Source organism: Clostridium sp. KNHs205 (assembly GCF_000702945.1).
Lineage (GTDB): Bacteria > Bacillota > Clostridia > Lachnospirales > Lachnospiraceae > Anaerocolumna.
On sequence record NZ_JNLE01000003.1, the window covers coordinates 1256001 to 1269891 of the forward strand.

Genomic DNA, 13891 nt, shown 5'->3' on the forward strand with positions numbered 1-13891 from the left:
GTACAAATCATACTTCTTATTTGGGCAGTAGCGATAGCAGGCTTGGGATTGCACGGGTATTCATGTGGAAATGAAAAGCAATATTGGCTTCTGACTTGATACGTCAAGGCGCGAATGGGGGTTAAAATGAAAAGAAACCGAATTATGTTTGCCGGAACCAAAAGCGGAACCGGAAAAACAACTATTACCTGTGGAATCTTAAGGTGTCTTAAAGAGCGAGGAATGGTAATCAGTTCCTTTAAATGCGGACCGGACTACATTGATCCTATGTTTCACAGGAAGGTAATCGGAACAGATTCCTATAATCTGGACATTTTTCTTTCGGGGGAAGAAGCTGTAAAAGAAGTATTCCTGGAAGGCAGTAAGGATAGCGATATCTCGGTAATGGAAGGAGTTATGGGCTATTACGATGGTATTGGGTTCACGGAACGAAGCAGTTCCTATGAAGTAGCTTCCCTTACCGATACACCGGTCATACTGATAATTGAAGCCAAAGGAATGGGAAACTCTCTCGGAGCACTGTTGCATGGTTTCTTACAATACAAGAAAGACAGTAAGATAGCAGGCGTAATCTTCAACCGTTTATCTCCCGTGCTTTATGAAGCAGCAAAAAATAAATGTGAAGAACTAGGTACAAAATGCTTTGGTTACGTACCGGAGCTTAAAGATATCGTTATAGAAAGCCGTCATTTGGGACTGCTAATGGCAGAGGAAATTAAAAACCTGGGTGATATTCTTTCCCGTTTGAGCAGAGAACTTGAGAAAACGGTGGACATAGAGGGGTTACTGGAGCTTGCAGCGGAGGCACCAGCTGTAGAATATTCTACATGTGTAGGAAAAAGTGGAAAGAATGACTCGGCTAAACCATCAAATATTAATACTGAAAGTGATTTATCCAAGCATTCCCAGTTAAGTGGTCCCTTATACCAAAATATCTACCAAACACCTGTAATCAGACCTGTAAGAATAGGTGTAGCAATGGATGAAGCTTTTACCTTTTACTATAGGGAAAATTTAAGGCTGTTAGAAAGTCTTGGGGGAGAAATTATTACTTTCAGCCCACTAAAAGATGGCAGGCTGCCTAAAGACCTTTCAGGACTTTACCTGGGCGGGGGATATCCTGAGCTCCATGGAGAGAGGCTAAGTAAAAACCAGTCCATAAGAGAAGAAATTGGAGAGTGCATCAACAAGGGTATTCCTGTAATAGCAGAATGCGGAGGCTTTCTTTATCTTCAACAGGAATTGGAGGATAAGGAAGGAAAAGTATATGAAATGGTGGGAACCTTTTCTGGAAAAGCCTTTCCCACAGGCAGGTTAAGACGTTTTGGTTATCTGGAATTAAAGGCAGAGAAGGATAGTATGCTGACTGAAAAGGGTGAGAGCCTGAGAGCTCACGAATTTCATTATTGGGATAGCGATATAATCGGTGAAGATTTTCTGGTAAGGAAAGCTTCCAATGGACAGGAATGGAGAGAAGTAATAGCGACCGACAGAATGTATGCCGGCTTCCCCCATCTTTATTTTCCTGGCAATACAAAAGCTGCCTGGAGATTTCTTAAAAAAGCTGAAGAATATGGAAGATAAAAGGTGCAGGTTATGGACATGAAACAGTTTAAGGATTTAGTAAGAGGAAGCTTTGAACTTGATAAGGGGGCCATGGAGGCCTGTAAGCTTCACTGGAATGAAGTAGCCAAACCTCTGTACAGCCTTGGAACCTTTGAGAAACACCTAATACAAATAGCCGGTATCACCGGTTGTCAGGATATTAAACTGGAGAAGAAAGCAATCGTGGTAATGTGCAGTGATAATGGTGTTGTAGAAGAAGGTGTCACCCAGACAGATCAAAGTGTAACAGCAGTTGTAGCTGGACATATTGCCGAGGGAAAAGGAAATATCAATACCCTTGCCCGCTATAGCGGAGCACAGGTAATAGCAGTAGACATCGGTATGAACACAGAGGAAAAACCAGAGATACCGGATAAGTCCGCAGAGAAAGATAAGCCAGAGGAACCGGTCAAGCACACAGAAGAAAAGAACAAGAACCTTGATAAGCAGGAAGAAGCTGCTAGGCAGGATAATAGAAGCGTTACAATACATAATGGTTTAATCTATGCAAGAGTTGCCAGTGGTACCGCTAATATCGCCAAAGGATCGGCTATGAGCAGCGCGCAGGCAATACAGGCTATTATGACAGGTATAAACCTTTTGAAAGAGCTGAAGGATAAGGGATATTCGATTGTGGGAACCGGTGAAATGGGAATTGGGAATACCACTACCAGTTCAGCCATGGCAAGTGTATTATTAAAGCTTCCGGTGAAAGAGCTTACAGGACCTGGTGCTGGCCTGTCAAGAGAAGGCGTTCTCCATAAGATAGAGGTCATCGAACGGGCAATCAAAGTTAACGAACCGGACTCTTCTGACCCCTTGGATGTCCTTGCTAAAATAGGAGGTTTTGATATTGCGGGGCTTACCGGATTGTTCCTTGGGGGAATGCTTTACCGTCTTCCTGTAGTAATCGATGGGATTATTTCAGCTGTGGCAGCCCTGACTGCCTGCCGGATAAATCCTGATGCCGTTCATTTTATGCTGGCCTCCCATCAGGGCAGGGAGAAGGCTTGTGATTATATCTTAAAGGAATTGGGACTTACGCCGGTTATTTACGGCAATCTGGCTTTGGGTGAAGGAAGCGGTACGGCGTTTCTGTTTCCGTTGTTAGATATGGCAGAGGCAGTGTACAGGAACTCACCAACCTTTAGCGGAATGAAGATTGCAGCTTATGAAGATTTAAAACAATAACTAAGCAATTGCGGAAAGGCGGATAATCTATGATGGTTCTGGTGACCGGGGGTAGTGCCAGCGGTAAATCGGCTTTTGCAGAAAAGGTAATTGAAACCTTAAAAAAGGACAGGGCAATATACCTGGCTACCATGATTCCCTGGGACGAGGAATGCAGGGAGAAGATAGCAAAGCACCGGGCAGTGAGAGCCGGCAAGGGGTTTGAAACCCTGGAGCAGTATACGGATATAGCAAGTGTCACACTATCAGACAGACCAGTGCTGCTTTTGGAGTGTTTGTCCAACCTCTTAGCCAATGAAATGTATGATTCGAAGGGGTATTGCAGTAAATACGGTGTAAACGGGCTCTGTGATGCCATAATCAGTGGGGTGAATAAATTAAGAGGACAATGTGAGCATGTGGTGGTTGTCACCAATGAAGTATTCTCCGACTATGGCTCTGTATACGAGGAAACCATGAGCTATCTTAAATACCTGGGTGAAATCAACAGACGGCTTACTGCAATGGCTGATAATGTATATGAGATTGTATCAGGGCTTAAGCTGCCTTTAAAAGAGGAGGAAAGACGATGGGACTTTTAAAAGGATTGGCGATAACATTTTCTATGTATTCCAAGATTCCGGTACCTATCTTTGAATGGAAAGAAGAGGATATGAAATATTCCATGGTTTTCTTTCCGCTTATAGGAATCGTTATTGGTGGTGTATTTATTGCCTGGTATTATGCTGCGGCAAGCTTAGGTTTTGGAAGGAGCTTTACAGCAGCTATAGCAGCTATGCTGCCATTAATGATTACAGGAGGGATCCATATGGACGGCTTCCTGGATACAGTAGATGCACTTAGCTCCTATCAGTCAAGGGAAGTAAAGCTAAAGATCTTAAAAGATCCTCATTGCGGTGCCTTTGCAGTTATTGGAGGGCTTATGTATATACTGATTCTATTCGGTGCTTTGACGGAAATAAAAGAGCTGATACCTTGTCTGCTTATTGCTTTCGGATTCGTATTATCCAGGGCTTTAAGCGGACTTTCTCTGATTTGGTTTCCAAATGCTAAAAAAGAAGGAACACTGCATACCTTTTCCTCTGCTGCGCAGAAAAAAGTTACAGCTGTGGTGCTCTCCGGAACGGTTATCGTTATGATTGCGCTGATGTTTATAATAGGCGGAGTGAAAGGAATGGTACCTGCAGCAGCGGCAATACTTGTTTTTGTTTATTATAGAAGAATGTCTGATAAGAAATTTGGAGGCATTACAGGGGACCTGGCAGGCTTCTTCTTACAGCTTTGTGAGCTGTTTGTGGTAATAAGCTGTGCAGTGCTGTATAGATAAAAGAAAGGAGGAAGTTAATGGAGCTGTATATCGGTGGATTAAATCAAGGAAAATTAGATTATGTAATGACAAAATATAGTATTACAAAGGACAGTGATCAACTCTGTGATGGAGCCGTATGTACGAAAGAGGAGTTATTTAAGAAGAGATTTATTAACCATTACCACGAATTTGTAAAGAGGTTGCTTACAGAAGGTATAGAGCCGGAAGAATTTACTGAAGAACTGATTAAATGCAATCCATCGGCAGTGATTATCTGCAATGAAGTGGGAGCCGGTGTAGTGCCTCTGGACAGGAAAGACAGACGTTTTAGAGAAGCAGTCGGTCACTGTACTTTAAAAATCGCCTCTAGTGCCGTTCATGTTGAGCGAATTTCCTGTGGGCTGGGACTGGTACTAAAAGAATCTGAAATAATAGTAAATTAATATTAGTGTAAAACATAGTGTAAAACATATTTCATACCCTGATTTGTGGCAATATCTCATATCGAAGCAAATGTATCATAAAATTGGGGAACTGGTGTAAAACATCTCAACTTAGAAATAAAGTGCAGTATCGGGAGCAAACTTGCATTGAAAAAATACACCAGATTAAATTACGTTTCAGATGGAGGAAAATGTGGGCAGAAGCATAAGATTTATACGGCATGGATTAACAGCCGGAAACCTTGAGAAACGTTATGTTGGTAGTACGGATGAAGGCCTATGTGAAGCCGGAAAACAACTAATTATTGAGAAGTCCTATCTGTATCCCTTTTCAGAGGGAGAAATTATCTATGCAAGTCCGCTTATCAGGTGTAAGGAAACCGCGGAGATACTATTTCCTGCAATAAAACCAATATTACATAAGGGACTCAGAGAATGCGATTTTGGTGAGTTTGAATACAGGAATTATCTGGAGCTTTCGGGAAATTCCAATTACCAGACATGGATAGACAGCGGAGGAACCCTGGATTTTCCGGGGGGTGAAGGAAATGAAGCCTTTAAGGAACGCTGTATAAAAGCTTATGAAGAAATAATTCTTAACACCGGCAATGCACCAATAACCTTCGTAGTTCATGGCGGCACTATTATGGCAATTCTGGATAAATACAGTCTTGAGAAGAAAGCTTATTTTGACTGGCAGGTAAAGAATGGAGAGGGTTACTTATGCGAATTGGAAGGAAAGTTTTCTTTCAAGGTATTGCATAAGTTAAGCTAAGTATTCTTATAAGAAATGTAAAACCAGCACTTATAAATAACAAAGTCGTATTATAAATGCTGTATGCAATATCAAATTTGTTATAGAACTTCTTGAAAACAGGGAGATAGAGGTAGATTATGGTATACGATATTCTTTTGGCATGTCTGGCAGGTTTTCTGTTGGATTTTATACTTGGTGATCCCTATTGGCTGTATCATCCGGTAAGAGTGATCGGGAAACTGATTCAGATAACGGAAAAGATGCTTAGAAAATTTCTGCCGGCAACGAATAAGGGTGAGCTTATCGGTGGTTTTATATTAGTACTGGTGGTTTTAGTATTCTCGGGGGGAATTCCTTTCCTTCTAATACAGCTCGCTTATCAGCTCAACAGCTGGCTTGGATTTAGCATTATGACTGTGATGTGTTATCAGCTGCTGGCAGTCAGATGTTTAAAAAAAGAGAGTATGAAGGTTTATAAATCTTTAGGCAAGAAGGATATAGAGGAAGCAAGATACAATGTTTCCATGATCGTCGGCAGAGATACAAAGGAACTTACGGAGGAGGGAATTATAAAGGCAGCAGTTGAAACCGTTGCGGAGAATACCTCTGACGGTGTAATAGCCCCTTTGTGTTATCTTTTGCTGGGAGGGCCTGTACTGGGCTTCCTATATAAGGCAGTAAATACCATGGATTCCATGGTAGGTTATAAGAACAGTAAATATCTTTATTTCGGAAGATGTGCAGCCAGACTTGATGATATATTAAACTATATCCCCTCACGAATAGCAGCCTATTTGTTTATTGCAAGCTGCCCATTGACAGGCTTACGGCTGAAAGAGGCTTTTCGCATTTACCGAAGAGATAATAGAAACCATGCCAGTCCGAATTCTGCTCAGACAGAAAGTGCATGTGCCGGAGGCCTGGGGGTACAGTTAGGCGGTGACGCCTCCTATTTTGGGGTAATTCACCATAAAAAGACTATAGGTGATAATACCAGATCGGTGGAAAGAGAAGATATTAAGAGGGCAAACCGCCTGATGTATGCCAGTTCGTTACTGGCACTTCTTCTCTTTGGCGGATGCAGAGCCCTTATAATGATGTATTTATGAAACGGAACTTAATGAACTTAAAACTAATATACAGCGAAGTAAAGTTTGTTTACTTAAACTAAGCAGTAATTAAATATTGTAAGAAGGGAAAGAATTAGAGCATGTTAAGTTATACACACGGTGGTGAAATATACGATAAGAAGGTATCTTTGGACTTTTCTGTAAATACGAATCCGTTCGGTATACCGGAAGGGGTTCGCAAAATCCTGATAGACTCAGTGAATTTATACGACCGCTATCCGGATGATTATTACAGGGAGCTTAAGGCAGCACTTGCCAAGGAGCACTCCATTGACGAGGAAGAGCTTATATGTGCTAATGGTGCTTCAGATCTGATATACCGACTATGCCAGGTAATACGGCCGGCAAAAGCACTTCTCTGTGCACCTACTTTCGTAGAATATGAACAGGCTCTCAAGACGGTCGGGTGCGAAATTACTTATTATAATCTAAAGGAAGAGAATGATTTTACGTTACAGGAGGATTATCTTATCCACCTGACACCTGATATTAATATGGTATTTTTGTGTAATCCTTCTAATCCTGTAGGTAATCTTGTGGATAGAAAGCTTTTGATAAAAGTTGCAGAAAAATGCAAGGAACTTGGGATATTTCTGGTCGTGGATGAATGCTTTCTTGATTTTATTAAAGAAGCAGAGTCGATTATAAGCCATAGAAAGAAATATCCAGGACTTTTTATCCTTAAGGCATTTACAAAATTTTATGCCTTAGCAGGGTTGAGGCTTGGATACGGTATCTGCAGCCGTAGAGAATTAATGGAGATGCTTTTGCTGCATACCCCTTCCTGGAATATATCACTGCCTGCGCAGCTTGCCGGTGTGGAAGCCCTAAAGGATAAGGTGTATCGGGAAAAAACATATGAATGGATTGTGGCCGAGAGGGATTATTTAAGTTCAGGACTTTCCGCTTTGGGTTTTAAGGTGTATCCTTCTCAAGGTAATTTCCTGCTTTTTCGTGGGAAAGAAGGGCTTTATGAGGAATTATTAAAACATGGGATTCTGATCAGAGAGTGTAAAAATTACAGACAGTTAGGACCGGGCTACTACCGAGTTGCCGTTAAATTAAGGGAAGATAATGAACAGCTGCTCAAAGAAATCGGTGAGATTTTAGAAATTAGCAGGGCCATATAAAGCAGACATTTTTAGAAAGTATTAACTAAGAGGAATATATTTTTGTACAAGATCATCTAAAGTGGAACTTATAAAAATAATGAGTAATAGAGAACAAAATAATTATAAATAGAAATAAAACGATAATCTGGTATAGAGGAATAAAGAGGAATAAACAAATAAAGAACAATTTAGAACACAAATTCAAAATAATAATTATAGATAACAGAAGCTTACAGAATAATTAAGAATAGGTACCTAAGTTTATTAAGAACGAAAATATAAAGTTTAAGATAAGGTTCAGTAATTAATAGTTACATTATAATAGGAAGCTTTTAATAACAAATAAAGAAATCCTTACTAATTTCTTACTCAGAAAAAGAAATTTATGAATAAAATAAAGGTATTTCTGCAAGGTAATACCAGAGTGTGTTTAAAGTATCATTTTACCATACGGCCGTCCACATTGGTTTATACAGGGGTGCATTTTTTTAATATAATTCCACCAAAATCGCACCTTGCTGCCATATGCAAATTGCCTGCTCCAATTAGAATACCCGGCCTGGTAAAAATATTTTTAAACCTGCTCTATTATCAAAGCAAAGATTGAATATTCAGAAAAGAGGTCTTTATGGCAAAGAAAATTATGATCCAAGGAACCATGTCCGGGGTAGGAAAGAGTCTTTTAACGGCTGGCTTGTGCAGAATCCTGCGTCAGGACGGATATAGGGTTGCACCCTTTAAGTCACAGAATATGGCCTTAAACTCCTTTATAACAAAGGACGGGCTTGAAATGGGAAGGGCGCAGGTGGTTCAGGCAGAGGCAGCTATGGTCGAACCCAACGTACTTATGAACCCCATACTTTTAAAGCCCACTACCGATGTAGGCTCTCAGGTTATTGTACGGGGTGAAGTAATCGGGAATATGAAAGCGGTGGAATATTTTAAATACAAGCGATCCTTAATGCCGGTTATTCTGGAAGCTTTTCAGGAATTGGAAAAAGATTACGACTATATTGTTATAGAAGGGGCCGGAAGCCCAGCTGAAATTAATCTTAAACAGAATGATATCGTAAACATGGGACTGGCGAAAGCTCTTCAAGCTCCGGTGCTATTAGTGGGTGATATCGACAGAGGGGGAGTTTTTGCCCAATTGGCAGGCACCATGATGCTGTTAGAGGAAGAAGAGAAAGAACTGGTCAGGGGAGTAATAATCAATAAATTCCGGGGAGATAAAGAAATTCTAAAACCTGGTCTTACCATGCTGGATGATTTGATAAATCGTCCCACGGCAGGTGTCATTCCTTATGTGTATCTTAACCTGGATGATGAGGATAGTCTTACAGAACGTTTTCAGGACAAAGGTAAGGTAAGCCAGTTGAAGGCAGCAGTTGTGAAACTCCCCAGGATTTCCAATTTCTCTGACTTTAGCATACTGGAATCACTGGATTATCTGTCGCTGGTATATGCAACAGGCGCAGGTGATCTTGAGAATGCAGATATTATCATAATACCCGGTACAAAAAATACTTTAAGTGATTTGCTATGGATGAGACAGAACGGAATAGAAGCAGCTATTAAGAAGCTGGCGCAGAAGGGTGTAATTATCATGGGAATCTGCGGCGGTTTTCAGATGTTGGGGGAAGTGCTGAAGGACCCTGACAATATTGAAGGGGGAGGCGAGTTAAGAGGGCTTGGTTTACTTCCGCTGGAGACAATCTTTGAAAAAGAGAAAGTACGCACCAGAGTACAGGGCAGAGTTAATAATAATATACAAGGCGAATTAACAGAGCTTAGCGGTGCAGAATTCGAAGGATATGAAATACATATGGGACGCTCAAGGGTCCTCTCAGATATGGCAGAGGAAAGCTTTTCTGAGGTTACCCCTATCACAGAAAAATCTGAGGGTAAGAAAGAGGGATTTGCAAAAGGAAATGTATTTGGTACTTATGTTCATGGTATCTTTGACCAGGGGAATTTCTGTGAAAACTTAATGAAGCTGCTTTTAAAGAGAAAGGGTCTTACTTATGAAGGAATTGAACCTCTTGACTTTAATGCTTACAAAGAAAGTCAATACAATCTCCTTGCAGATACCGTCAGAGAGAATTTGGATATGGATCTGATTTATCATATTATGGATGAAGGTGCAAAATAATCCTTGTTTAAGCGCACCTAAGCGCGAAGGGAGGTTATTATGAATAAAGGATTGATACATGTATATTGTGGCGACGGTAAAGGTAAGACCACAGCCGCTGCAGGTTTAACCATTAGAGCCGCAGGCAGTGGGTTAAAGGCCGTATTTTTTCAGTTTCTTAAAGCAAGAGACTCCGGTGAGGTTGATATTTTAAGAGAGCTTAAGAATGTAACTGTAATCAGAAATGATGTGGATTACGGGTTTTATAAACGAATGTCAGAAGAGGATAAGCTTGAGATAACAAAACTTCATAACAGAAATCTAAAGAATGCATTACAATACGTTTATGAAGAGGCTTGCGATTTATTGGTGCTGGATGAAGTATGTGCAGCTTACCACTATAATCTTTTGGATAGAAATATAATCGATACACTTATAAGGGAAAAACCTGAAAAACTGGAGCTCGTCCTGACGGGCAGAGATCCGGCACCCCTTTTCCTGGAATATGCGGATTATATTTCAGAAATAAAGAAAGTAAAGCATCCCTTTGACCAGAATATCGGCGCAAGAAAAGGGGTTGAGTTTTAGTACAGGAAAACCTTTAAAGGGTCGTTAAGAACGGCAGAAGGCGAGGAAGAATGAAATACAAGATAGAGAAGCTTCTCCCGGAGGAGATTGAAAAAAGAAGTTTTGAGATCATTGAAGGAGAACTAAAGAACCGGGGATTTGAAGAGAAAGAACCGGGAACCATATCAATTATTAAGAGGGTAATACATACCTCAGCTGATTTCGATTATGCGGAAAACCTGTATTTTTCACAAGGCGTTGTTGGTCATACTATGGAGGTCCTTGCAAATAAGCCGGTAATTATTACAGATACCAACATGGGTAAGGCTGGTATTAATAAAGCTGCTCTGGAGCAATTCGGCTGTGAGATACATTGCTTCATGGCAGATAAGGATGTAGCGGAGGAAGCTCAAAAAAGAGGTGTTACCAGGGCAACTGCGAGTATGGAGAAGGCATTTCGACTAAAAGAAGAGGGGATACTGAAAGGAGAGCTTATATTTGCAGTTGGTAACGCTCCTACGGCTCTCATAACACTTCATGAACTAATCCTTGAGAAACAGTTTAGGCCTGCCCTTGTTATTGCGGTTCCCGTTGGTTTTGTTAATGTAGTAGAGGCGAAGGAAATGATTGAAGACCTTAATATACACTGCATTGTAGCCAGAGGCAGAAAAGGTGGCAGTAACGTTGCGGCCGGTATCTGTAATGCCCTTCTGTACCTGGCAAAAGCAGGTTTAAATGATAAATCTTCATAAAATTTACGTAAAAATTAATAAATTCGTAAAGAACATTAAGGATATACCAAATTGATAATTTTATCAATATGTGATAAAATGCCTTTTCGTGATAGACAATAAATTGCGGAAACTTCGGTCTTCTGTTTGTGAGAAGCGCTAACGTAACTTAAGTGCAATCAAAAAGAAAAGAGGCGGGTTATCATAGAAAATAAAGTTATTACCAGAAGAACAAAAGATACAGAATTCATTATAAAAGCGTTACAACAAAGAGATTTTGCCGGAATGGCAGAAAAGTTACTGACAGACAGTAATTTGGTTATGATAGCAGCAGCGGCTATATTTCTGCCCTACATGCTGTCAGGTGCTATATTAGTTGCAATTGCCTTATATGTAATAATCAACAAACAGACAAGGGAAGCCTTAATTGTACATAAGGCCTTTAAAGGTGTGATTTATTTTCAGCTGTTCTTCCAGGCAGTTTCATTAATTTACGGCAACTGGATGGGAGTACTGGGAGGGTTTGTATTTACACTTGCAGCAGTTCTTGGAATATATCAATACCGGATTATGACCGCAGAGCTTTATGAGAAGAGTCTTACAATAATGTGTATATTCAGCTGCTTCTCAACAATATATGCTTTGGTGGAAAAGGCACTTATCTCTATGGATTATTTAAGCTATCAGAGAGTATGCAGTATTTTCTTCTATCCAAATTATTTTGCTACCATCTCAGCTACGGTAATACTAATATGCGTCTACAAACTGCTGACAGGTCAGGGAAATAAGAAAATATATCTGATTGCTGTTACAATGAACCTGATTAATATTTATTTAAGCCAAAGTATGTTCGGCTGGGTAGAAGTATTAGCCGGAACTGCCGTTATGCTATTTGTATTAAAATATAAAAGGCTGCTGATTACCTTTGTTGCTATGGCAGGTGCCGGTATCGGTATGATTTTATTAATCAACCCCGATATTATACCAAGAATATCAGAAGCAAGTCTTACCCTCAGTATGCGTTTTAAGATATGGAAGGATGCGCTGTCCTTTATACAGGAAGCCCCTATACTTGGGAAAGGAAGCATGGCTTATGCATACTCCACACTTCAGACCGGCAAACTGGTAGTACATTCCCACAGCATAATATTCGAGTCCCTGCTTAATTACGGAATCCTTGGAACCATAGTGCTGTTTGCAGCCGCTGGAAAGTTTATACTGGACATCTTAAAAAGATGCTTCTACCAGAAGAATACCCATATAACCTCTTTGATATTAGGAGTAGCAGGTGCTGCGCTGGTACACGGAATAACAGACGTAACACTGATGTGGGTTCAGACAATGCCCTTATTCCTCTTTATCATGGCCGGAGCCGGAGCAATAAAGAAAGACGAAGAAGAAGTAGTGATTGCTGAAAGAATTCCAGGATTGGTCATACAGAAAGTATCTCCTGTAATTGTATACTGCAGAGTGTCCTATGATAAATCCAGACATATCTTAATGAATAAAGAGGGTGTCAAAGACAGATTAAGCGCGTAAAATACAGAAGAGTACTATTAATTAAGTCTGATGATAGGAACGAAAAGTAATAAATATAGTAAAAAAAACCGGCAGAGAAAGAATCCAGGAGGATATCTGCCGGTCTTTTGCTGTCTTATTAACCTCTTATTAATTTATGACCCTTAATTTATGACATAATCATAATGAAAGGCTGCTTTTTGTATGCATTCATTATCATATATATAAGAAAAGCATATTAGAAAAGCAAATAAGAAAAGCATATAAGAAAAGCAAATAAGAAAAGCAAATAAAAAAAGCATATAAGAAAAGTATACAAAAAGTATATACAAAAAGAAAAGAAGCATAAGTTAAAGGCAGGATTTTTGTCAACAGGAATGATTGACAGTAAAAATTAAATTTGATATGATACTTTGGTGTGTGTAGTAATCACCAATTAGAAGAGGTACTTTATGACATTAGCAGTCATTGCACTTAAACAAATACTAATTATGTTTCTGATAATGTTATTAGGTTTTTTTTGTTACAAGATTAAGATCCTTAATCATGAAACCAATAGAAAACTATCTGATTTTCTACTTTTAATCGTTAACCCCTTGCTGATCTTTAATTCATATCAGAGGGAATTTAACAAAGAGCTGCTGTTAGGCCTTGAGATATCTTTTGTACTTGCTTTTGTAAGCCATCTGGTCGCAATGGGCATTGCCAGACTTGTAATAAGAGGAAAGAATAAACAGGATAATTCACTGGAGAGGTTTTCGGCTGTATACTCTAACTGCGGATTTATCGGTATACCCCTCATTAACAGCCTATTTGGCAGTGAAGGTGTATTTTATCTAACAGCTTATTTAACTGTCTTTAATGTGCTAATCTGGACCCATGGCGTTGTACTGATGACAGGACAAAAGGATATGAAAGCAATACTAAAGACTCTGGTATCACCCACTTTTATAGCAATCATAGCAGGACTCGTTCTATTCTTAATAAATGTCAGAATACCGGAAGTTCTATATCGTTCAATGGACTATGTGGCATCTATGAATACACCGCTGGCAATGATAATTGCAGGAGCTACCATGGCGCAATCCCAACTTAAGAAGGTACTCTTAAAGGGCAGGATATACCTGGTGGTTATCATGAAGCAGCTTGTAATACCTGCAATACTGGTAATACTATTTCATAAACTTCCCATAGATAATATGATACTTACCACAACAGTAATTGCAGCAGGTTGTCCCGTAGCAGCAACAGGAATGTTATTTGCGCTACGATTTAATAAGAATCACCTTTATGCTTCGGAACTTTATTCAGTAAGTACTGTAACATCGTTAGTGACCATTCCGATCCTTATGTTCTTTGCAGGCTTCTTTATAAAATAACAATTTAAGCCCTTATCA

13 protein-coding genes are annotated in these 13891 nt (G+C 39.8%); all 13 read left to right on the plus strand.

Annotated features, from left to right (window positions below; all coding sequences use genetic code 11):
* The first annotated feature begins 126 nt into the window (after positions 1–126).
* The 13 genes from BR73_RS0105495 (at position 127) to BR73_RS0105560 (ending at position 13873) form a co-directional block, all read left to right on the plus strand.
* Entirely contained in the window at positions 127–1584 is a 1458-nt protein-coding gene (locus BR73_RS0105495) for a cobyrinate a,c-diamide synthase (RefSeq protein WP_051684995.1), read from the plus strand.
* Positions 1585–1602: 18 nt separating this feature from the next.
* Positions 1603–2796 carry a nicotinate-nucleotide--dimethylbenzimidazole phosphoribosyltransferase gene (locus tag BR73_RS0105500; RefSeq protein ID WP_033167122.1) on the plus strand — a complete coding sequence of 398 codons (1194 nt, stop codon included), beginning with the start codon at positions 1603–1605 and terminating at the stop codon, positions 2794–2796.
* A gap of 29 nt (positions 2797–2825) precedes the next feature.
* A complete protein-coding gene (locus tag BR73_RS0105505; RefSeq protein ID WP_033164704.1) occupies positions 2826–3377 on the plus strand; it encodes a bifunctional adenosylcobinamide kinase/adenosylcobinamide-phosphate guanylyltransferase in 552 nt (183 codons plus the stop codon).
* Positions 3365–4123, plus strand: coding sequence for an adenosylcobinamide-GDP ribazoletransferase (locus tag BR73_RS0105510; RefSeq protein ID WP_033164705.1), 759 nt, complete (start codon positions 3365–3367; stop codon positions 4121–4123). The genes BR73_RS0105505 and BR73_RS0105510 overlap by 13 nt, the downstream gene beginning before the upstream one ends.
* A gap of 17 nt (positions 4124–4140) precedes the next feature.
* The gene (locus BR73_RS0105515) at positions 4141–4548 is read left to right on the plus strand and encodes a bifunctional adenosylcobinamide kinase/adenosylcobinamide-phosphate guanylyltransferase (RefSeq protein ID WP_033164706.1); all 408 of its coding nucleotides are present in this window, start codon (positions 4141–4143) and stop codon (positions 4546–4548) included.
* 193 nt (positions 4549–4741) lie between these two features.
* The gene (locus BR73_RS0105520; RefSeq protein ID WP_051684997.1) at positions 4742–5323 is read left to right on the plus strand and encodes a histidine phosphatase family protein; all 582 of its coding nucleotides are present in this window, start codon (positions 4742–4744) and stop codon (positions 5321–5323) included.
* A gap of 119 nt (positions 5324–5442) precedes the next feature.
* Positions 5443–6414: an adenosylcobinamide-phosphate synthase CbiB gene (cbiB, locus tag BR73_RS0105525; RefSeq protein WP_033164708.1), complete on the plus strand. Its 972-nt coding sequence runs from the start codon at positions 5443–5445 to the stop codon at positions 6412–6414.
* A gap of 101 nt (positions 6415–6515) precedes the next feature.
* Entirely contained in the window at positions 6516–7565 is a 1050-nt protein-coding gene (locus BR73_RS0105530) for a threonine-phosphate decarboxylase (RefSeq protein WP_033164709.1), read from the plus strand.
* 610 nt (positions 7566–8175) lie between these two features.
* Positions 8176–9699 (plus strand): cobyric acid synthase, encoded by a 1524-nt coding sequence (locus BR73_RS0105540; protein ID WP_033164711.1) that lies wholly within the window; start codon positions 8176–8178, stop codon positions 9697–9699.
* 39 nt (positions 9700–9738) lie between these two features.
* A complete protein-coding gene (locus BR73_RS0105545) occupies positions 9739–10266 on the plus strand; it encodes a cob(I)yrinic acid a,c-diamide adenosyltransferase (protein WP_033164712.1) in 528 nt (175 codons plus the stop codon).
* Between the two features lie 50 nt (positions 10267–10316).
* Positions 10317–10997 carry a precorrin-8X methylmutase gene (locus tag BR73_RS0105550; RefSeq protein WP_033164713.1) on the plus strand — a complete coding sequence of 227 codons (681 nt, stop codon included), beginning with the start codon at positions 10317–10319 and terminating at the stop codon, positions 10995–10997.
* Between the two features lie 264 nt (positions 10998–11261).
* Entirely contained in the window at positions 11262–12515 is a 1254-nt protein-coding gene (locus tag BR73_RS0105555; protein ID WP_033164714.1) for an O-antigen ligase family protein, read from the plus strand.
* 431 nt (positions 12516–12946) lie between these two features.
* Entirely contained in the window at positions 12947–13873 is a 927-nt protein-coding gene (locus BR73_RS0105560; protein ID WP_033164715.1) for an AEC family transporter, read from the plus strand.
* The last annotated feature ends 18 nt before the right edge of the window (positions 13874–13891 follow it).